A 21268-nucleotide genomic window follows, 5' to 3' on the forward strand; every position below is an offset into this window, starting at 1 on the left:
CATCAACAAAGAAAGGGAACATCATGAAGAGAATTCTCCAAATGGCTCTCGTTGCAGGCCTTCTGGGCTTGACCGCGACAAGTGCGCTCGCCGGCGGCACCCTCTATTTCGGGCTTTCGGGAGAGCCTTCGACCCTCGATACGGTCATTCAGCCCGGCACATCCGGCCGCACCGTCAAGCTCGCCATCCATCGCGGACTTGTTAATTATGGCGTCGATGGAAAGATCACGCCGGAGCTTGCCGAAAGCTACGACATCAGCCCCGACGCGAAGGAGTTCACTTTCCATCTCCGTCAGGCCAAGTTTCACGATGGTTCGCCGGTGACAGCTACAGATGTGAAGGCATCGCTGGAAAGAATTCTCGATCCAAAGGGAAAGGCGGCGTTCCGCAATGAGCTTTCGATCATATCGAAGATTGAAACCCCGGATGAAAAGACCGTAAAACTGACCCTGTCGAGCCCATCGGTTGCGCTTGTCGACTATCTGGCGCTACCGGAATCCGTCATTGTGCCGGCGGCCTGGCTTGCCAAGAATGCCGACAATCCGACCGCCTCGCCAATCGGCGCCGGTCCCTTCAAATTCGCAGGCTGGACGCGCGGACGGGAGATCGTCGTCAAGAAATTCGACGACTACTACAAGCCAGGAAAACCGGATCTCGACGAAGTCCACTACGTCTTCTACAGCGACGAAAATACCCGTGTGAACGCCCTGAAATCGGGTGACGTCGACATCATTGATTATGTTCCGGCCAAGGATGCAGCGGATCTTGAAAAAGGCCCCGATACTGAGCTTTTGAGAAACACGGGTCCCTTCATGGGGCTTCAGTTCAATACAAAATTTGAACCGTTTTCAAAACCAGAAGTTCGTCAGGCGATCGCCTATGCCGTGGACCGCAATGTGATCATCAATACTGCCTTCAACGGCCTCGGTAGCCCGATTTACGGCATCGCCATTCCAAAGGGCTATATGGGCTATTCCGAATCCAAGGCGAACTATTTTTCACACGATATCGAGAAGGCAAAAGCACTGCTTGCCAAGGCTGGGTATCCGAACGGCTTCGAGGCGCGATTGCTCGCATCCTCTCAATATAGTTTCCACCAAAATACGGCGATCGCCATTCAGTCGGAGCTCGCCAAAATCGGCATCAAGGTCAAGCTCGATTTGCCGGACTGGGCTAGCCGCATGTCCAAGGCAACCTCTGCCGATTACGATTTTACGGTGCTCGGCAGCCTCGGCGAGATCACTGACGCCGATTGGCTGAGCAACTACTACTATGGTGGCGACAAGCTCGTTCGGACCAACAATTCTCCATATTTCAACGATCCGCAAATCAACGAGCTGCTCGACAAGGGCAGGGCGACCGTCGACAAGGACGAAAGAGCGAAGGTCTATGACGCCTTCGTCGACAGAGCGCTTGAACTGTCGCCGCTCGTCTATTTCATGTGGCGCGAACAGAATTACGCAGTGAAGAAAGGCGTGACCGGCTTTACGAATATGCCGGGCTTCCTGACGTTCCAGTCGGGCCTCAGCATCGAGAACACCAAAGTGGAATAAGACAACAGCTACCGGACGCTTTGGCGTCCGGTAGCATCAATCTTTGCCGTTCTTCATGGTCCATCATTTTAATCGGGGCTGGACGTTCGCCGCGGAGCAAGGACGAGCTTTCGCGGATGACGAGTGCGCCCGGAAGGAGCGTCAGGGTCGGAGGGGGCAAGGGACCGTCCGTCTCCATGAGTGTGATCAGCGTTCGACAGCCGCTTTGGCCAACGTTGCGCCGTTGTTGCGAACGCTGGTGAGAGTCGTATCAGAGAACTTTCCGAACTCGATGTTGTCATAGCCCACGGTGGACAGCTCTTCGGGAACGGACACGCCATTGACCTTCGCCCAGCGCGAGCTGCTGCACTCGGCCACGACACGGTATCGGCATTTTCCTACGACCTCTCGGCGCTTGCCATCGCGCTTGCGGTTACGATGGCCTGCATCGGCTAAGACCGAAGCATGATCATCGGTCCTTGCCCTGCATCATACACGGGACTTTCTTGTCCGCCGGCGAACCCAGATCGGCAACGAGCTCGCGCTCAGGCTGCGACGACGCGTTCGAACATCTCATACAGATCCTCAGCAAAGCTGCGCAGCACCGTGAGCTCGAAGCGCGTCGCCTGCGTGCGCGTCAGCTGGACGGAGACATGTCCGAAAAGTGTGACGGCCGATTGGCCGACGGGGAAGGCGGCGCGATCGAGATCGACTGCCGTTCCCCGAGCGAGCACGTCCGCAGCGCGGGGACCGGAAAGAGCGATGCGGATGCGGCCATGGCTCTGGTCGCAGACAAAGCCTCTGCCTCTCAAATGATCGGCAAGGAGCGCAATACGCGAGGGTGGCAGGCTTTCCTCGCCCGTTATGTACCATTGCTGATAACCGGCCTGCCGCACAGCGCTCGTTGCCAGTCCAGCGGCAGAGAGCGCGTTGATGAGGCTATCGCCATCGATTGCGCCCATGACATGCAGGAGATGGCCCTCCGGCAGCGGCTCCAGCCGGATGCCGGAGCCTTCAACTGTCTCCTTGCCCGTGAGGGCCGGCTTGTGTTCGGGACGTTCAGGCATGGAGCTTCTCGTTATCGGGATCGATGAAAACGGGACTGCAGAGCACCGCCTCGGTGAATTCGTTTCTCAGGCCATTCCAGATTAAGACCTTTTCGCCGATTCGCTCCGGCCCGTGCTTGACGAGCGCAAGGCCGATCGTATGGCCAAGACTCGGCGAAAAAGCGCTCGAGGTCACATAGCCCTGGTCGTTTTCAAGGGTGGCGGCGGCATGTTCGGCAAGGATATGGGAACCGGTGCGGAAGCTCGTCGCCGGATCGAGCGGCTTGACGCCGACGAGGCGGGGGCGGTCCGTGGCCTGCAAACCTTCGCGGGCGAGCATCGCCTTGCCGATGAAGTCGGGCTTGGTGGCCGAAACCATGCGGGCGAAGCCGAGATCGCCTGGCGTGACCGTCCCGTTGATCTCGGCATGGGTGACATGGCCCTTCTCGATGCGCATGACCCCGAGCGCCTCGGTGCCGTAGGGGCAGATGCCGTGCCTTTCACCCGCCTGCATGATCCGGTCGGCGACCCACTCGCCGTAGCCGGCCGGCACGGCGAGTTCATAGGCGAGTTCGCCGGAGAAAGAGATCCGGAAGAGCCGGCCTTCGAGCGAGCCGCCGAAGAGCGAGACCACGCGCGCGCTCATGAAGGGGAAGGCGGCATCGGAAATATCCTCGTCGACGATCTCGGAAAGGATCGCGCGCGATTTCGGGCCGGCGACCGCCATCTGCGCCCATTGGTCGGTCGAGGAGGCAAAACGGACGTCGAGCTCCGGCCAGAGCGTCTGCGCGCAGAATTCGAGATGGGTCAGCACGCCGGCGGCAAGCGCCGTCGTCGTCGTCATGAAGAAATGGTCCTCGGCGAAGCGGCTCGTCGTGCCGTCGTCGTAGATCATGCCGTCCTCGCGCAGCATGATGCCGTAGCGCGCCCGGCCGACCGGCAGCTTGGCAAAGCCGTTGCAGTAGACGCGATCGAGGAAGGCAGCGGCATCCCTGCCGAAGACCTCGATCTTGCCGAGGGTGGAGACGTCGCAAATGCCGGCATTCTGCCGGATGTTTAGAACCTCGCGATCGACGCTCTCTCGCCAGCTCGTCTCTCCCGCACGTGGAAACCAGGAGGAGCGGTACCACAGCCCGGTCTCGACGAAGACGGCGCCATTCTTCTTGGCCCAGCCATGTAGTGGTGACCTGCGCACCGGCTGGAAATGACGACCGCGCGAGCCGCCCGTCAGCGCGCCGAAGGAGACCGGCGTATAGAAGGGACGGAATGTGGTGGTGCCGACTTCGGCAGGCGACATGCCGCGGGCCTCGGCCAGGATGCCGATGGCATTGATATTGGAAAGCTTGCCCTGGTCGGTTGCCATGCCGCTGGTCGTATAGCGTTTGGCGAGTTCGACATGCCCATATCCCTCGCGAACGGCAAGGCCAAGATCTTTGAGGTGTACGTCGTTCTGATAATCGACGAAGGCCTTGCCCTTTCCGCCCTTGACGGACCAGAGCGGCTTCGATGATGCCGCGGTTTCCTCGACAGGCGCGAAGGCGGCCACGACCTTTGCGAAGCCGATCGCCTGCAGTGCCTCGACGGCCTTGGCCGCGCCATCGCCGAGGCAGGCTTCCGTCGAGCCGAGCCCGGCCGCAGAGCCGGCGATCGAGAGGCCCTGCTGGCGTTCCGGCGCCAGGAAGGCTGCCCTTTCCTCCGACCAGACCGGCTTGGCGCCGCGATGGCAGGCAAGGTGGATGATCGGGCTCCAGCCTCCGGACATGGCAAGCGCGTCCGCCTCGATGCGCTGTGTTGCCGAAGCGGTCTCGATCGTGACATGGCGCAGGCGTTTGCCGCCATGCGCGTCGCGCACCCGGCTGCCGTTCAGCACGCGGGCGCGTCCGGACCAGGTATTGTCGGCCGCATCGCGGCTGTCGACGATAGCGGCGACATCGACACCGGCGGCTTCGAGCGCGGCCGCCGTGCGATAGCCGGACGCATTACCGGTGAATATCATGGTGCGGGTGCCGGGCGCCACGGCCTGACAGCTGAGATAGCTGTGCATAGCACCAGCCATCATCACGCCTGGAATATCGTTGCCGCCGAAGACGAGCGGACGCTCTTCGGCCCCCGAGGCGAGGATTGCCTGCTTGGCGATGATACGCCAGAGGCGCTCGAGGGGCCGATGCGGATCGGGCAGTGCCACATGTTTTTGCACACGCTCGACGGCGCCGAAGACATTGTCGTCGTACCAGCCGACGACGGTGGTGCGCGCCAGGAGACGGACATTCGGCAGGCCCTCGAGTTCGTCGAGCATGTCCAGCAATGCGGTCCCGCTTTCGAGAAGCAGGCTGCCGCCGAGCGTAAAACCTTCGTCGGCGAGGATGACGCGGGCACCGGCGCGTCCTGCCGTCAGCGCCGCTGCAAGGCCGGCAGGCCCCGCACCGACGACGAGCAGATCGCAGTGAGCCCAGCGTTTTTCGTAGGAATCCGGATCCGGCTCGTAGGAAGCCCTGCCGAGGCCTGCAGCCTTGCGGATCAGCGGCTCGTAGAGCTTTTCCCAAAGGGCGGCCGGCCACATGAAGGTCTTGTAGTAGAAGCCCGCACTCAGGAACGGCGACAGCAGGCTGTTGACGGCGCCGATGTCGAAGTCGAGCGAGGGCCAGCGGTTCTGGCTGCGGGTGATGAGCCCGTCATGGAGTTCGATCATCGTCGCACGTGTATTGGCTTCAGTGCGACCGCCGGTACCCGTCGTCACCAGCGCGTTGGGCTCGGCCGCACCCGCCGTCAGGATGCCGCGCGGCCGGTGATATTTGAAGCTGCGGCCGACGAGCTGGATGCCATTGGCAAGAAGGGCGGAGGCGAGCGTATCGCCGGGATGGCCCGTCAGTTGTCTGCCATCGAAGGTAAAGTTCAGCGTGCGCGATCGGTCGATCCGGCCGCCGCTGGGAAGCCGCGAACTCGTCATGCCACACCTCCGAGCTTGGCAAGCGCGGCGTCGCTGACGGTATGAACGGCATGGGTGACAGTGTCGCGCTCGACAACCAGCCAGCGGCGGCAGCCGGAGGAATGGTGCCAGTACTCCTTGTGCCGTCCCCTCGGATTGTCGCGCAGATAGACGTAATCGTACCAGGCGTCGGCGTCGGCATCCGCTGCCGGCCGGGCGAGGCTCGCATCACCACGAATAGTGAATTCTTCCTTGGGGCGGACACCGCAATGGGGGCAGGAAATCAGGCTTGCCATGGCGTCAGGTCCTCAATGCAGGTTTGGCTGGGCGCCGACGCCCTTTTCGTCGATCTGATGGCCACGCCGGAAACGATCGAGGCGCAGCTCGCGCGCCGTCTCGTGCGGCTCGTTGCGTGCGATCAGATGGGCGTAGCAATAGCCGGAGGCGGGTGTCGCCTTGAAGCCGCCATAGCACCAACCGGCATTCAGATAGAGATTGTCGATATGTGTGCGGTCGATGATCGGCGAGCCGTCCATGCTCATGTCCATGACGCCGCCCCAGGTTCGCAGATACCTGACCCGCGTCAGCGAAGGGATCATTGCCACGCCGGCTTCGGCGACGTGCTCGACAGTGGCGAGATTGCCGCGCTGGGCATAAGAATTGTAGCCGTCGATATCGCCGCCGAAGACGAGGCCGCCCTTGTCCGACTGTGAAACGTAGAAATGGCCGGCGCCAAATGTGACGACGGTGTCGATGAAAGGTTTCAGCCCCTCGGTGACGAAGGCCTGCAGCACATGGCTTTCGATCGGCAGGCGCAGGCCCGCCATGTCGGCGACCACGGTGGAATTACCGGCGGCAGCGAGCGCCAGTTTGCCGCAACCGATGAAGCCCCTGGTGGTCTCGACGCCTGTCACCCTGCCATTCTCGCTGCGAATGCCTGTGACTTCGCAATTGGTGATGATGTCGACGCCGCGGCTGTCGGCGCCGCGGGCATAGCCCCAGGCGACCGCATCGTGGCGCACCGTGCCGCCGCGCGGCTGGCGGAGGCCGCCCATGACGGGGAAGCGGGCATTGTCGAAATCGAGGAAGGGCAGCATCTTGCGCACCGCAGCCCGGTCGAGAAGTTCTGCATCGACGCCGTGCAAGCGCATGGCATTGCCGCGCCTTGTATAGGCATCGCGCTGCGCATCGGAATGGAAAAGGTTCAAGACGCCACGCTGCGAAACCATGGCGTTGAAGTTGAAATCCTGTTCCAGCCCTTCCCAGAGCTTCATCGACAATTCGTAGAAAGGGTTGTTGGCGGGCAGCAGGTAGTTGGAGCGGATGATCGTCGTGTTGCGGCCGATATTGCCGGAGCCGAGATAGCCCTTCTCCAGCACGGCGACATTGGTGATGCCGAAAGTCTTGGCGAGATAATAGGCCGTCGAAAGGCCATGGCCGCCGCCACCCACGATGATGACGTCATAATGCGGCTTCGGCGAAGGCTGGCGCCAGGCGGGTGCCCAGCCATTGTTGCCGCGAAGCCCGTTTAAGAAGATGGAAAGAGCGGAATAGCGCATGGATAGATCCGGTGGGAGCTGATGCCATGATGCCAGAAAGGCGAGGCGCGACTTGCCTGTTTGGGACATTTATCGATAAGAAAGGGACATGGCGTCTATCGAAGCAAAAAACCTGCATTCCATCGGCTTCATTCTTCTGCCGGGATTTGCCCTGATGTCCTATGCCTCGGCGAGCGAGCCGCTGCGAGCCGCCAACCTGCTCGCCGGGCGGGAAATCTACCGCATCTCATGTTTTTCGCCGGAAGGCGGGGCGGTCTTGTCTTCCGGTGGTGCACCTGTTCCGGCCGCGCCGCTTCCCGGTCGCGGTTTCGGGCTCGGCACTGTCTTCGTCTGCGCCGGCGGTTCTCCGCGCGACTGGCACTATCCGGCCGTGCTTTCCTGCATACGGCAGCTCGCGCGCGAAGGCGTGCGCATCGGCGGCATTTCGGGCGGTCCCTATCTGCTGGCCGCGGCCGGGCTGCTGACAGGCCGTGACTTTACAATCCATTGGGAGCATGCGCCGGCGCTTCTCGAAGCCTTTCCCGACCTGTCGCCGCGCCAGGCGCGTTTCGTCGTCGACGGCAACCGCATTACCTGCGGCGGCGGCATTGCGCCGCTCGACATGATGCATGCGCTGATCGCCGAGCGTATGGGGCCGGATTTCGCCCGCCGGGTCAGCGACTGGTTCCTGCATGCCGAGGTCGCTCAGCCGACAGCGCCGCAGCGCGCTTCCCTTGCCGAGCGCTACGGCGTGCACCATCCGGGCTTGCTGAGCGTCGTAGAGAAGATGGAGGAAACCATCGAGATGCCGCTCAACCGTGCAGCCATGGCCCGCATTGCCGGGGTGACGCCGCGCCATCTCGACCGCCTGTTCGCCGCTCACCTCGATACGACCTTCCTCGAGCAATACAGACGCATCAGGCTGCAACACGCCCGAAGGCTCCTTGAGCAGAGCCCGCTGTCGATCTCCGAGATCGCCATTGCGACAGGTTTTTCCGGCGCCGCGCATTTTTCGCGCCTCTTTCGCGGCCTCTACGGCACCAGTCCGAGTTCAGTCCGCAGGCTCTGACTTTCTTCAGGGTTGAGAAGATTTCACTCTGGCGATAGGGTGCTTGCAAAGAGCGAGTGCGCGAAGGACCGTGAATTGAAGATCAAGCTGGATGAAACGTCGAGCCAGGAGCATGCCCATGCGGTTCGTCAGGCCCTGTCCCAGAATCCGCATGCGGTGCGCGAGCCGAAGGAAAACAATCTCGAAATGGCGATCGGCCATGAGGTTCGCGCCTATCGCAAGAAGCTCGGCATTACCGTAACCGACCTTGCTGCCGCGACTGGCATTTCGCTCGGCATGCTGTCGAAGATCGAGAACGGCAATATCTCGGCATCGCTGACGACATTGCAATCGCTCTCGCGCGCCCTCGGCGTGCCGTTGACGGCCTTCTTCCGCCGTTACGAGGAGCCGCGCAACGCCGTCTTCGTGAAGGCGGGGCAGGGCATCGAGCTTGAGCGCCGCGGCACGCGCGCCGGCCATCAGTATAATTTGCTCGGCCATATCGACAACAACAGCAGCGGCGTGATCGTCGAACCCTATCTCATCACGCTGACGACGGATTCGGATGTCTTTCCGACCTTCCAGCATGAGGGCATGGAGCTGATCTACATGCTGGACGGAGAGGTCGTTTATCGCCATGGCGACCAGCTTTTCCCAATGCAGCCGGGCGACAGCCTGTTCTTTGATGCTGATGCGCCGCACGGGCCGGAAAAACTTGTGAAATTGCCGAGCCGATATCTCTCCATCATCAGCTATCCGCAACGCGGCAAGAATGACTGACTTGCCTTAAAAGAAAAAAATATTCCTGCAGGTTGAAAACCCAAAACAGACCTGATAGTCATTTTGCAGACGCGAAATGGAGGTTCTGTCATGTGCGGAATTGTGGGTCTCTTCCTGAAGGATAAAAGCCTGGAGCCGGAGCTCGGCGCGATGCTGTCATCCATGCTGGTGACGATGACGGACCGCGGGCCCGATAGCGCGGGCATTGCGATCTATGGCGCAAGCAGCGGCGACAGCGCCAAGATCACCGTCCAGTCCGCCAAGCCGAAGAAGGATTTCTCGGGCCTTGAGGCTGAGCTGGAGAAGGAACTCGGCACGGAGGTCTCAATCGACATCAAGAGCACCCACGCTGTCGTCACCCTGCCGAAGGACATGCTCGAAGAGGGCCGCGCCGCTATCGCCGAGCTGCGCCCCGACATCCGCATTATGAGCAGCGGCGACGCGATCGAGATCTACAAGGAAACCGGCTTGCCGAAGGACGTAGTTTCCCGTTTCGCCGTCAATTCCATGGCTGGAACGCATGGCATCGGCCATACCCGCATGGCGACGGAATCGGCAGTCACCACGCTCGGTGCCCATCCCTTTTCCACCGGCTCCGACCAGTGCCTCGTCCACAACGGCTCGCTCTCCAACCACAACAACCTGCGCCGTGAACTGAAGCGCGAAGGCATGACTTTCGAGACCGAGAACGACACGGAAGTTGCCGCCGCCTACCTGACCGCCGAAATGGCCAAGGGCAAGAATCTCGGCGAGGCGCTGGAAGGTGCCGTCGACGATCTCGACGGTTTCTTCACCTTCGTCGTCGGCACCAAGTCCGGCTTCGGCGTCGTGCGGGATGCCATCGCCTGCAAGCCTGCCGTCATGGCCGAGACCGACCGTTACGTCGCCTTCGGTTCGGAGTACCGCGCGCTCGTCAACCTGCCCGGCATCGATGCCGCGCGCGTCTGGGAGCCGGAGCCTGCAACCGTCTATTTCTGGGAACGCTGAGGGCTGCTGCGGTCGCTCTCATCCCATCGACTCGATTTCATTTCAGGACGATTTCATGCCCACATTCGATCTTGCGGTGACGCCGCTTCGTGACCTCAATCAAGCCCTGCATGACGTGGCGTCAGGCGATAACGACCTGCAGTTCGACGTCGTCAATCCGCGCGGCCACCATGCCGTCGCCGCCGGCGTGCATACGCCCGTCAGCATCGATATCCACGGCAGCGTCGGCTATTACTGCGGTGGCATGAACGAGGAGGCGGTCATCACCGTGCACGGCTCGGCCGGTCCTGGTGTTGCCGAAAACATGATGTCCGGCCGGATCACCATCAAGGGTGACGCCAGCCAGTATGCAGGCGCCACCGGCTGCGGCGGCCTGCTCGTGATCGAGGGCAATGCTTCTTCGCGCTGCGGCATCTCGATGAAGGGCATCGATATCGTCGTGCGTGGCAATATCGGCCACATGTCCGCCTTCATGGCGCAGGCTGGCAACCTCGTTGTGCTCGGCGACGCCGGCGATGCGCTCGGAGATTCCCTTTACGAGGCCCGCATCTTCGTTCGCGGCAAGGTCGAGAGCCTCGGCGCGGACTGTATCGAGAAGGAAATGCGGGCAGAACATATCGAGCTTCTCTCCGCTCTGCTCGCAAAGGCGGGCATTACCGATGCGCTACCGGAGGAGTTCAGCCGCTACGGTTCTTCCCGGAAGCTCTACAATTTCAACGTCGACAATGCCGACGCCTATTGAGTTTATCGAGGTTTTCCATGAGCTATCAGAACCCGCCCACAAAGCCTCGCCTTTCGGCAACCTTCGATGAATACACGATGTCGGAAATCCGCCGCGCTGCGGCGACCGGCATCTATGATATTCGCGGTGGCGGCGCCAAGCGCAAGCTGCCGCATTTCGACGATCTCTTGTTCCTCGGCGCCTCGATCTCCCGCTATCCGCTCGAAGGTTACCGCGAGAAGTGCGGCACCAATGTCGTGCTCGGCTCGCGTTACGCCAAAAAGCCGATCGAACTCAAGATCCCGATCACGATCGCCGGCATGAGCTTCGGTTCGCTCTCCGGTCCGGCGAAGGAGGCGCTCGGCCGTGGTGCCACGATCGCCGGCACCTCGACGACAACGGGCGATGGTGGCATGACGGAGGAAGAGCGCGGCCATTCCCAGACGCTCGTCTACCAGTACCTGCCGTCGCGCTACGGCATGAACCCGCGAGATCTGCGCCGCTGCGACGCGATCGAGATCGTCGTTGGCCAGGGTGCCAAGCCCGGCGGCGGTGGCATGCTGCTCGGTCAGAAGATTTCCGACCGCGTCGCCGAAATGCGCACGCTGCCGAAGGGTATCGATCAGCGTTCGGCAAGCCGTCATCCCGACTGGACCGGGCCCGACGACCTTGAGATCAAGATCCTTGAACTGCGCGAGATCACCAACTGGGAAAAACCGATCTATGTGAAGGTCGGCGGTGCGCGCCCCTATTACGACACGGCCCTTGCGGTGAAGGCCGGTGCTGATGTCGTCGTGCTCGACGGCATGCAGGGCGGTACTGCGGCAACGCAGGAAGTCTTCATCGAGCATGTCGGCATGCCGACGCTTGCCTGCATCCGCCCGGCCGTGCAGGCGCTGCAGGACCTCGGCATGCACCGCAAGGTGCAACTCATCGTTTCTGGCGGCATCAGGAATGGCGCCGATGTGGCGAAGGCTCTGGCGCTCGGCGCCGACGCCGTCTCTATCGGCACGGCCGCCCTCATCGCCATCGGTGAGAATGATCCGCGCTGGGCGGCCGAATATGAGGCGCTGCATACGACGGCGGCTGCCTATGACGACTGGCACGAGGGCAAGGATCCGGCCGGCATCACCACACAGGATCCGGAACTGATGAAGCGCGTCGATCCGATCACCGCCGGTCGCCGCCTCGCCAATTACCTCAAGGTCATGGCGCTAGAGGCGCAGACGATCGCGCGCGCCTGTGGCAAGAATCATGTCCACAATCTGGAACCGGAAGACCTCTGCGCATTGACGATCGAGGCTTCCGCAATGGCACAGGTACCGCTCGCGGGAACGAGCTGGATACCGGGCAAGGGAGGCTACTGATTTCTACCGGCCGGGCAAAAAGTCCGGCCGCTTCGCATCCATAACCAAAGTGTCTCTGAGAAATCCAAAGGGGAACGAGAATGACACTGGACCTTGCTGCTTTTGCGAAAGACAAAGGCATCAAATATTTCATGATCAGCTATACTGACCTCTTCTCCGGCCAGCGTGCCAAGCTGGTGCCGGCGCAGGCGATTGCCGGCATGCAGGAAGAGGGTGCGGGTTTTGCCGGGTTCGCTACCTGGCTCGACATGACGCCCGCCCATCCCGATCTCTTTGCCGTTCCCGATGCCACCTCCGTCATCCAGCTTCCCTGGAAGAAGGACGTCGCCTGGGTAGCGGCCGATTGCATGATGGAGGGCACTCTCGTGGCGCAGGCGCCGCGCAATGTGCTGAAGAAGCTCGTCAATAAAGCCGAAGCGGCGGGCAAGCGGGTCAAGACCGGCGTCGAGGCCGAATTCTTCCTGATCACCGCGGACGGCGAACAGATTTCCGATGGCCGCGACACGGCTGAAAAGCCCTGCTACGACCAGCAGGCCGTCATGCGCCGCTACGACGTCATCGCCGAGATTTGCGACTATATGCTGGAGCTCGGCTGGGGCGCCTATCAGAACGACCACGAGGATGCCAACGGCCAGTTCGAGATGAACTGGGAATTCGACGATGCGCTGAAGACGGCCGACAAGCATTCCTTCTTCAAGTTCATGGTCAAGTCGATCGCCGAAAAGCACGGGCTTCGCGCCACCTTCATGCCGAAGCCCTTCAAGGGCCTGACCGGCAATGGCTGCCATTGCCATATCTCGGTCTGGGACAATGATGGCGAGGTCAACGTCTTCGCCGACAGGACAGCCGAATTCGGCTTGTCGGCGGAAGGCAGGCACTTCCTCGGCGGCATCATGAAGCACGCTTCGGCGCTTGCTGCGATCACCAATCCGACCGTCAATTCCTATAAGCGCATCAATGCGCCGCGCACGACCTCGGGCGCCACATGGTCGCCGAATACGGTAACCTGGACCGGCAACAACCGCACCCACATGGTGCGCGTGCCAGGCCCCGGCCGCTTCGAGCTGCGCCTGCCTGATGGTGCGGTCAACCCCTACCTGCTGCAGGCAATCATCATTGCGGCCGGTCTTGACGGGCTGAACAGCAAGGCAGATCCCGGTCCGCATCACAATATCGACATGTATGCGGAAGGCCATCTGGTCAAGGATGCGCCGCGCCTGCCGCTGAACCTGCTCGACGCGCTGCGTGCCTATGACGCCGACGAGGGTCTGAAGGCTGCGATCGGAACCGAGTTCTCCGCCGCCTATCTCAAGCTCAAGCACCAGGAATGGAATGCCTTCTGCTCGCATTTCACCCAGTGGGAACGCGACAGCACGCTCGATATCTAAGCCGACCGGTTGAGGTTTTGACATCATGTGCCTGCGGGCCGGAGCAGCAAAGCACCGGCCCGCAGGCGGCCTATGCTTCAAGTGACGAAGGAAGAGATGGCATGAAGAGCTACGTACTGACAGTATCCTGCAAGTCGACGCGCGGCATCGTTGCGGCGATCTCGGGGTATCTCGCCGAACAGGGCTGCAACATCGTCGACAGCTCGCAATTCGACGATCTGGACACCGGCCAGTTCTTCATGCGTGTATCCTTCATTTCCGAAGAGGGCATCTCCGAGGCCGATATCCGCGCCGGCTTCACCAGCATCGCCACACGCTTCGGCATGACCTACGATTTCCATGACAGCGAGAAGCGCATGAAGGTGCTGCTCATGGTCTCCCGCTTCGGCCATTGTCTCAACGACCTGCTGTACCGCTGGAAGATTGGCGCCCTGCCGATCGATATCGTCGGCGTCGTCTCCAACCATTTCGATTACCAGAAGGTCGTCGTCAACCACGACATTCCCTTCCACCATATTCCCGTCACCAAGGTCAACAAGGTGCAGGCGGAAGCCCATATCATGGAAGTGGCCGAGCAGACCGGCACGGAACTGATCGTGCTCGCCCGCTACATGCAGATCCTGTCGGACGAGATGTGTCAGAAAATGTCGGGCCGGATCATCAACATCCACCATTCCTTCCTGCCGAGCTTCAAGGGTGCCAATCCCTACAAGCAAGCCTATGAGCGCGGCGTGAAGCTGATCGGCGCCACGGCGCACTACGTGACGGCCGATCTCGACGAAGGCCCGATCATCGAGCAGGACACGGCCCGCATCACCCATGCGCAGAGCGCCGAAGACTACGTTTCGATCGGCCGCGATGTCGAAAGCCAGGTGCTGGCGCGCGCCATCCACGCCCATATCCACCACCGTACCTTCATCAACGGCAACCGCACCGTCGTCTTCCCGGCAAGCCCGGGCAGCTACGCTTCCGAGCGCATGGGCTGAGTCATGGTCACGCTCATCGATGGCAAGCAGGTTGCCGCTTTCGTAATCGAAACCGTGAAATCGGCAAATACCGCACTTGAAGCCGCCAAAGGCATCAAGGCCGGGCTTGCAGTCATCATCGTCGGCGACGATCCGGCGAGCCACACCTATGTCAGCTCGAAGAGCCGCATGGCCAAGGAATGCGGCTTCAAATCCATCCAGCACACGTTGCCGGTGGAGACGAAGCAGGAAGAACTTGCAGCGCTCGTCGCCTCGCTCAACGCCGATCCCTCGATCCATGGCATTCTCGTGCAGCTGCCATTGCCGAAACATCTCGACAGCGAGCCGATCATCCAGTCGATCCTGCCGCAAAAGGATGTCGACGGCTTGAGCGTCGTCAATGCCGGCAAGCTTGCGACCGGTGATCTGAAGACCGGCCTCGTTTCCTGTACGCCGGCCGGTGCCATGGTTTTCGTTCGTCGCACCCACGGTGAGGATCTTTCGGGCCTTAACGCGGTCGTCATCGGCCGCTCCAACCTGTTCGGCAAGCCAATGGCGCAGCTTCTGCTGAATGCCAATGCGACGGTCACCATCGCTCATTCGCGCACGAAGAATCTCGCCGAGATCTGCCGCAACGCCGATATTCTGGTGGCCGCCGTCGGCCGTCCGGAAATGGTCAGGGCCGATTGGGTGAAACCCGGCGCCACCGTCATCGATGTCGGCATCAACCGCATCGCGGCGCCGGAGCGCGGTGAGGGCAAGACCCGCCTTGTCGGCGACGTCGCCTTTGCGGAGGTCGCGCCGGTTGCTGCCGTCATCACCCCGGTGCCGGGTGGCGTCGGCCCGATGACGATCGCCATGCTGATGGCCAATACGGTGATTGCCGCCCATCGCTCGGCTGGGCTGACGCCGCCGATGTTCTAACGAAAGTGCCGTTGGGACAGCCGACAAAAATCATCGGGATCGGCTTGCCACGGCGTGAAAGACGAATATAGTCAGGAAATAAATATTCCGTAGAGGAAATAAGAGGGAACGGAAATGGCATTATCTTGGCGTTTCTCCGCCTTGGCGGATCGGCATCGGGCTCTGGGATCGAAGCTAGAGGACTGGAGCGGCATGGGAACCGCCTGGACCTACGACAAGAACATGTCAGACGAGCATGTCGCGGTCCGCACCAAGGCCGGCATCATGGATGTCTCGGGCCTGAAGAAGGTGCATCTGGTCGGCCCGCATGCGATCGCCGTGCTCGACTATATCACCACCCGCGATATGACGAAGATCTATCCCGGCCGCTCGGTCTATGCGGCCATGCTGAACGATCGCGGCCACTTCACCGACGATTGCATCGTCTATCGCACCGGCCCGAATTCCTGGATGCTGGTACACGGCTCCGGCTCAGGCCATGAGGAACTCGTCAAGCAGGCGGCGGGCCGAAACTGCGCCGTGCTCTTCGACGACGACCTGCATGACCTGTCGCTGCAGGGCCCGATCGCGGTCGATTACCTCGCCAAATATGTGCCTGGCATCCGCGACCTCAAATATTTCCATCACATGCAGACGACGCTGTTCGGCGCTCCTGTCATGATCTCGCGCACCGGCTATACCGGCGAGCGCGGCTACGAGATTTTCGTGCGCGGCCAGGACGCCGTCATGGTCTGGGACCGGATCGTCGAGGAAGGCAAGGAGATGGGCATTATTCCCTGCTGCTTCTCAGTGCTCGACATGCTGCGTGTCGAAAGCTACCTGCTGTTCTACCCCTACGACAATTCGCAGATGTATCCCTTTGCCGACCAGCCGCCCGGCGACAGCCTGTGGGAGCTCGGCCTCGATTTCACGGTCAGCCCCGGCAAGACCGGCTTCCGTGGCGCGGAGGAACATGCACGGCTGAAGGGCAAGGAACGCTTCAAGATCTTCGGCATGCTGATCGATGCCGACGGCCCGGCCGATCTCGGTGATGAAGTCTATGCCGACGGAAAGAAAGTTGGCGTCATCACCTGCCCGAGCTATTCTGCGTTGACGAAGAAGTCGATGGCAATCGCCCGCCTCGACGTCGACAAGGCTGTGCACGGCACGAAGCTTGAGGTGCGCGGCAAGACCCTGAAGACCAGCGCGACCGCCCATACACTGCCCTTCGACGATCCGGAGAAGAAGAAGAGGACTGCCGTAGGTTAAGGAGCACGCGAATGCTCGTTGCAGGCATCAAGAGCCGACCAGTCTACAAGGGCCTGACCATCCAGCCGCACGCCCGGCGGCACATTTTCGCGCTCGAAGGGGAGGGTGCCAAGGCTCTCCTCGATCAACGGGCAGCACTTGACGACGCGGCCCGTTCCCGCAGCGAGGTCCTCTATGTCGCCCGCGGCTCTAAAGCGTCCGGCCTGGACGAGGCACTCCGCCATCTCGGCTCCGACATGTTCTTCACCGCGCCGACAATCGCAACGCTGCTCTTCCGATTAAAGGGTTCGCTCGCCACCGCCCATATGGGCACGCGGCTATATATCGCGGGCACGGAAGGCTTCATCGGCCAGGCGATGCTCGTGGCGCTCGACTGCGGCATGGACCATGCCTCTGTCATTACTGAGCATCGCGGCTCGCTGGCCCGGCGCGTGCAATGCGTCCATTGCAAGGGCATCACCGACGACGTCACCAGCAGCCCGTTTGCCTGCAGCCATTGCGGGCTGACGCTTCTGGTGCGCGACCATTATTCGCGCCGGCTCGCCGCCTTCCAGGGCGTCAATATCGATGCGGAAGAGCCTGGCAGCGCGCCCGATCCGGAGGAGTTGTTCCTTTGAGCGGTGGTACAGAAATTCCCGTCCGCGTGGCGCGGATCACACCGATCGCCGAACGCGTCAAACGTTTCCGCTTCGAGCGCCTGGATGGCAAGCCGATGCCCTATTTTTCCGGCGGCGCCCATATCATCGTCTCGATGAACGATGGCGGCCATATGCGCCGCAACGCCTATTCGCTGATGTCACCGCCGCATGATTGCGCGGCCTACGAGATCAGCGTGCTGCATGTCGAGGATTCACGCGGCGGCTCCACCTTCATGCATGAGAAGGTTAGCGAAGGCGACGAGCTGAAGGTCAGCTATCCCGTCAACCTCTTCCAGCCGGACTGGCGCGGGCGCAAGCATCTTCTCATCGCCGGCGGCATCGGCATTACGCCCTTCATCGCGATGATGGAGCAGTTTTCCCGCGCAGGCGCCAATTTCGAACTGCATTATGCCATACGCACGCGCGACCGCGGCGCCTACTGGCGGGAACTCCAGGAGCGCTACGGCGGACATCGCATCAAGATCCATTGCGATGCCGAAGGCGGCGCCATCCCCCTGACGCGTCTGCTCGACAGCCAACCGCTCGGCACGCATCTCTATGTCTGCGGCCCCTCCGGCATGATCGACGGCGTGCTGAAAACCGGGCTCAACGCCGGCTGGCCGGAGCAGAACCTGCATTCGGAACGGTTCCTGTCATCGCTGCCCGGCAAACCCTTCGCGATCGAGTTGCTGCGGTCCGGCAAGACCGTGAAGGTCGGCCATCACGAAAGCATGCTGGAGGCGATCGAGGCGGCGGGGGTCGACGCGCCCTTCCTCTGTCGCGGCGGGGCCTGCGGTCAATGCGAAACCGCAGTCGTCACCTGCGACGGCAAGCTGCTGCACAATGACGTCTATCTGACGAGCGAAGAAAAAGCATCCGGCCGCAAGGTGATGATCTGCGTTTCCCGTTTCGAGGGAAACACGCTGCATCTTGATCTCTGACGGCATTGGGAAAGCGGAACAAGGAGACCGGACATGGCAATCGTCTTCAAGCAGGAAACCTTCCGGAACGATTTCAGCTATCGCAACAGCCCCGAAAACATCCGGCGTTTTCCGTTTCCCTTCGACCGCGACGAATACATGTATTCGGTCAATATGGAACAGCATGTGCACGGCCGGGCGGGAACCGTCTACGAAAGCCTGATCGACGTCGACGAGCATTACGTCGCCGAGATGCACGACCGGGCGCTGGTGTTGAAGGAAGATCCGCTGCGCTACCAGGCGCTGCCGCATATGATGAGCGCGCAGTGGGATACGCTCGAACTTTTGATGGAAGAGCAGGCGGCAGGTTATCCCGATCACTTCACGCTAATCCGCAACGGCGACCAGTGGCGCTGGATCAACCGCCCGCTCGGCATCGACGACAGCTTCACCTTCGGCGATGCTTCGACGCTGCCCTACGAGCCGTTCGAATATATCACCCGCCAGGCCCAGGGCGATTTCTGCATCGTCGACCAGCGCGACGGCAATCTCTGGATGGATGCCGGCATGGTGACGACGCAGGCCGACTGGTCGCTCGATTTCGATATCGGCATGAACTTCATGGAATGGCATGGGCCAGTGCCACTCGCTCACCAGATCGGCGTCTTCGACCGGGCTTTGAAATTTCTCCTGAATCTGCAGCAGGGCAAGCCGACGCGGCGCTTCAACTGGACGATGACCATCAATCCGCGGCTCGACACCAGCCCGGAGAATTATCACAAATGGGGTCCCGACCGCACGACGGTGACATCAGACAATGTCGGCGAGAAGGTGCATCTGCGCGTCGAGCTGCAGAGCCTGTGGCGCCTGCCGCGCTCGAACGCCATCCTCTTCGTCATCCGCTGCTATCTGATGAACATGGAAGAACTCGTCACCGTGCCGAAATGGGCGCGGCGCTTCCCGCGCGTGCTGAAGACGTTGCCGCCAGAGCTCATCGACTACAAGGGCCTCACCCGCTTCCGCGAGACGACGATCGACTGGCTTTCCAAATATGACGACGGGGCCCCGACCAGCCCCGGCATCTATCCGGACTGAGGCGCGGCAATGCGCACCAGCGCCGTGCGTCTTCTCAGACGCGCAACCCATGCAATGACATATAATCAAGAGGGGAATGCTTTATGACAAGAGTAGCCGTCATCGGTGCCGGTCCTTCCGGGTTGGCGCAGCTGCGCGCCTTTCAATCGGCCGCCCAGAAGGGCGCCGAAATCCCGGAGATCGTCTGCTTCGAAAAGCAGTCGGACTGGGGCGGGCTCTGGAATTACACCTGGCGCACCGGGCTCGACGAATATGGCGAGCCGGTCCACGGCAGCATGTATCGTTACCTCTGGTCGAACGGTCCGAAGGAATGCCTCGAATTCGCCGATTACTCCTTCGAGGAGCATTTCGGCAAGCCGATCGCCTCCTATCCGCCACGCGCCGTGCTCTGGGATTATATCAAGGGCCGCGTCGAGAAGGCGAATGTCCGCCAGTGGGTGCGGTTCAGCACGCCGGTGCGCATGGTCCGCTTCGACGAGCAGATGAAGAAATTCACAGTCACTGCGCATAACCGCATCGAGGACCGGATGTATGACGAGGAGTTCGATTATGTGGTCGTCGCCTCCGGACATTTCTCGACGCCGAATGTGCCTTACTTCGAGGGCGTCAAGACCTTCAACGGCCGCGTGCTGCACGCCCACGACTTCCGCGACGCGCTGGAGTTCAAGGGCAAGGACATCCTGCTTGTCGGTCGCAGCTATTCGGCCGAGGACATCGGCTCGCAATGCTGGAAATACGGCGCGAAATCGGTGACGACGAGCTACCGCTCGAAGCCGATGGGCTTCAAATGGCCTGAAAATTTCGAGGAGCGGCCACTGCTGACCAGGCTCGAAAACCGCACGGCGCATTTCCTCGACGGCTCGACCAAGGAGGTCGATGCGGTGATCCTCTGCACCGGCTATCAGCACCATTTCCCCTTCCTGCCAGACGATCTCCGGCTGAAAACCGCCAACCGCCTCTGGGCCGATAGCCTCTACAAGGGCGTGATCTTCGACAGGAACCCGCAGCTTTTCTATATCGGCATGCAGGACCAGTTCTACACCTTCAACATGTTCGACGTGCAGGCATGGTGGGTCCGCGACGTGATGATGGGCCGCATCACCCTGCCGCAGGAAGAGGAGCTTAAGGCCAATTTCGACGCATGGCGCGCCCGTGAGGAGACGCTCGAAGATGCCGAGCAGATGATCTGGTATCAGGGCGACTATGTGAAGGAACTGCTCGCCGAGACCGATTATCCCTCTTTCGACATCGAGGGGACGAACAAAACCTTCATGGAGTGGGAACACCACAAGGCCCACAACATCATGGGCTTCCGTGACCATGCCTACCGGTCGCTGATGACCGGCAACATGTCGCCGACGCATCACACACCCTGGGTCGAGGCGCTCGACGATTCCATGGAGGAATATCTGCGCAACTGATCTTTCCCAGGCTCCCGCGTAACCGAGAAAGGGTCGTCCGTCGCGGCCCTGTCCGGCGTGTTTGAAATGAGACGAAGCAAACCCGATCTGCAACTCATTTTCTCAAGGCGTGGTCTTCATGGATTTTCAGAGCAGTGTTCTCGGCCGCATGAGCGGTTTTCTTTATCGCTGCCGTGCGGATGAAAACTACACGATGCTGGAGATGACCGATGGCATCGAACGCATCTTCGGCTATCCGGCCGAAGAGATCATCGGCAACAGCACACGCACCTTCACCTCGATCATGTGCGAGGAGGACGTGCCGCTAATGGATGAGGTCGTCGGCAGCGCGCTGGAAAGCCGCACCGACTGGACGATGGAATATCGTATCCGCCACCGCGAGGGACATCATGTCTGGGTGACGGAGACGGGCGGAGGCGTCTGGGACGAAAACAGCGAGCTGCTCTATCTCGAGGGCAGCATTATCAACATCGAGTCGCTCTACCAGCGCATTGACGAGCAGACTGCGGGTATGCGCATCACTGCCTCGAAGACCAACGAGATCCTGCACTCGCTGCGCTATCTGAAGCTGCTCGCCGTCAATGCCGGTATTGAGGCGGCAAGGGCAGGGACGGCGGGATCCGGCTTCGCCGTGCTCGCCGCTGAGATGCGTCAGCTCGCCAATTCCTCCGAAGAGGCCGCAAGGGCAATTACCAGTGCCCAGCGCAGGGCGGAATAAAGGTTT

General features: G+C 61.1%; 20 protein-coding genes. 15 read left to right on the forward strand and 5 right to left on the reverse strand.

Translation table 11 applies throughout. The features are described 5' to 3' along the window. The first annotated feature begins 23 nt into the window (after window positions 1-23). Entirely contained in the window at window positions 24-1553 is a 1530-nt protein-coding gene (locus AC1DUP_RS24105) for an ABC transporter substrate-binding protein (protein ID WP_113509918.1), read from the forward strand. A 186-nt stretch (window positions 1554-1739) separates the two neighbouring features. Here AC1DUP_RS24105 and AC1DUP_RS24110 read toward each other — a convergent pair whose 3' ends face one another. From AC1DUP_RS24110 to AC1DUP_RS24130, 5 genes are all read right to left on the reverse strand, one after another. Further along, on the reverse strand, window positions 1740-1910 hold the full coding sequence (locus AC1DUP_RS24110) for a substrate-binding domain-containing protein (protein ID WP_477834969.1): 171 nt from the start codon (window positions 1908-1910) through the stop codon (window positions 1740-1742). Between the two features lie 167 nt (window positions 1911-2077). Then, window positions 2078-2599, reverse strand: coding sequence for a sarcosine oxidase subunit gamma family protein (locus AC1DUP_RS24115; RefSeq protein ID WP_113309944.1), 522 nt, complete (start codon window positions 2597-2599; stop codon window positions 2078-2080). Then, on the reverse strand, window positions 2592-5525 hold the full coding sequence (locus AC1DUP_RS24120) for a sarcosine oxidase subunit alpha family protein (RefSeq protein ID WP_477834971.1): 2934 nt from the start codon (window positions 5523-5525) through the stop codon (window positions 2592-2594). The genes AC1DUP_RS24115 and AC1DUP_RS24120 overlap by 8 nt, the downstream gene beginning before the upstream one ends. Further along, window positions 5522-5800 carry a sarcosine oxidase subunit delta gene (locus tag AC1DUP_RS24125; RefSeq protein WP_477834973.1) on the reverse strand — a complete coding sequence of 93 codons (279 nt, stop codon included), beginning with the start codon at window positions 5798-5800 and terminating at the stop codon, window positions 5522-5524. Before AC1DUP_RS24125 ends, AC1DUP_RS24120 begins: the two co-directional genes overlap by 4 nt. A 12-nt stretch (window positions 5801-5812) precedes the next feature. Beyond that, a complete protein-coding gene (locus AC1DUP_RS24130; protein ID WP_477834975.1) occupies window positions 5813-7063 on the reverse strand; it encodes a sarcosine oxidase subunit beta family protein in 1251 nt (416 codons plus the stop codon). Between the two features lie 88 nt (window positions 7064-7151). Here AC1DUP_RS24130 and AC1DUP_RS24135 point away from each other — a divergent pair, with 88 nt between their 5' ends. The 14 genes from AC1DUP_RS24135 to AC1DUP_RS24200 all read left to right on the forward strand — a co-directional run bounded on the left by AC1DUP_RS24135 (window position 7152) and on the right by AC1DUP_RS24200 (window position 21262). Continuing rightward, window positions 7152-8111, forward strand: coding sequence for a GlxA family transcriptional regulator (locus AC1DUP_RS24135; RefSeq protein ID WP_477834977.1), 960 nt, complete (start codon window positions 7152-7154; stop codon window positions 8109-8111). Window positions 8112-8186: 75 nt separating this feature from the next. Then, complete coding sequence (locus AC1DUP_RS24140) at window positions 8187-8870, forward strand: helix-turn-helix domain-containing protein (protein ID WP_037098373.1); 684 nt, start codon at window positions 8187-8189, stop codon at window positions 8868-8870. Between the two features lie 90 nt (window positions 8871-8960). Next, a complete protein-coding gene (locus tag AC1DUP_RS24145; RefSeq protein WP_439018217.1) occupies window positions 8961-9857 on the forward strand; it encodes a class II glutamine amidotransferase in 897 nt (298 codons plus the stop codon). 55 nt (window positions 9858-9912) lie between these two features. Further along, complete coding sequence (locus AC1DUP_RS24150) at window positions 9913-10599, forward strand: protein GlxC (protein WP_477834980.1); 687 nt, start codon at window positions 9913-9915, stop codon at window positions 10597-10599. Window positions 10600-10616: 17 nt separating this feature from the next. Then, window positions 10617-11945 carry an FMN-binding glutamate synthase family protein gene (locus AC1DUP_RS24155; protein ID WP_477834982.1) on the forward strand — a complete coding sequence of 443 codons (1329 nt, stop codon included), beginning with the start codon at window positions 10617-10619 and terminating at the stop codon, window positions 11943-11945. A gap of 80 nt (window positions 11946-12025) precedes the next feature. Then, window positions 12026-13333 (forward strand): type III glutamate--ammonia ligase, encoded by a 1308-nt coding sequence (gene glnT, locus AC1DUP_RS24160; protein WP_113309952.1) that lies wholly within the window; start codon window positions 12026-12028, stop codon window positions 13331-13333. Between the two features lie 101 nt (window positions 13334-13434). Next, the gene (gene purU, locus AC1DUP_RS24165; protein WP_477834985.1) at window positions 13435-14319 is read left to right on the forward strand and encodes a formyltetrahydrofolate deformylase; all 885 of its coding nucleotides are present in this window, start codon (window positions 13435-13437) and stop codon (window positions 14317-14319) included. Window positions 14320-14322: 3 nt separating this feature from the next. Further along, window positions 14323-15222, forward strand: a complete 900-nt coding sequence (gene folD / locus AC1DUP_RS24170; protein ID WP_477834987.1) for a bifunctional methylenetetrahydrofolate dehydrogenase/methenyltetrahydrofolate cyclohydrolase FolD — start codon at window positions 14323-14325, stop codon at window positions 15220-15222. A gap of 114 nt (window positions 15223-15336) precedes the next feature. Continuing rightward, complete coding sequence (locus AC1DUP_RS24175) at window positions 15337-16470, forward strand: aminomethyl transferase family protein (RefSeq protein ID WP_477834989.1); 1134 nt, start codon at window positions 15337-15339, stop codon at window positions 16468-16470. A gap of 11 nt (window positions 16471-16481) precedes the next feature. Then, entirely contained in the window at window positions 16482-17087 is a 606-nt protein-coding gene (locus tag AC1DUP_RS24180) for a dimethylamine monooxygenase subunit DmmA family protein (protein WP_477834991.1), read from the forward strand. Beyond that, window positions 17084-18049, forward strand: coding sequence for a PDR/VanB family oxidoreductase (locus tag AC1DUP_RS24185; RefSeq protein ID WP_477834993.1), 966 nt, complete (start codon window positions 17084-17086; stop codon window positions 18047-18049). Before AC1DUP_RS24180 ends, AC1DUP_RS24185 begins: the two co-directional genes overlap by 4 nt. A gap of 33 nt (window positions 18050-18082) precedes the next feature. Further along, a complete protein-coding gene (locus tag AC1DUP_RS24190; RefSeq protein WP_477834995.1) occupies window positions 18083-19123 on the forward strand; it encodes a heme-dependent oxidative N-demethylase family protein in 1041 nt (346 codons plus the stop codon). An 83-nt stretch (window positions 19124-19206) separates the two neighbouring features. Next, entirely contained in the window at window positions 19207-20544 is a 1338-nt protein-coding gene (locus AC1DUP_RS24195; protein WP_477834997.1) for an NAD(P)-binding domain-containing protein, read from the forward strand. A 118-nt stretch (window positions 20545-20662) separates the two neighbouring features. Beyond that, window positions 20663-21262: a PAS domain-containing protein gene (locus AC1DUP_RS24200; RefSeq protein ID WP_477834999.1), complete on the forward strand. Its 600-nt coding sequence runs from the start codon at window positions 20663-20665 to the stop codon at window positions 21260-21262. Window positions 21263-21268: the final 6 nt, after the last annotated feature.

This window comes from Rhizobium sp. 01L419, from assembly GCF_056400025.1.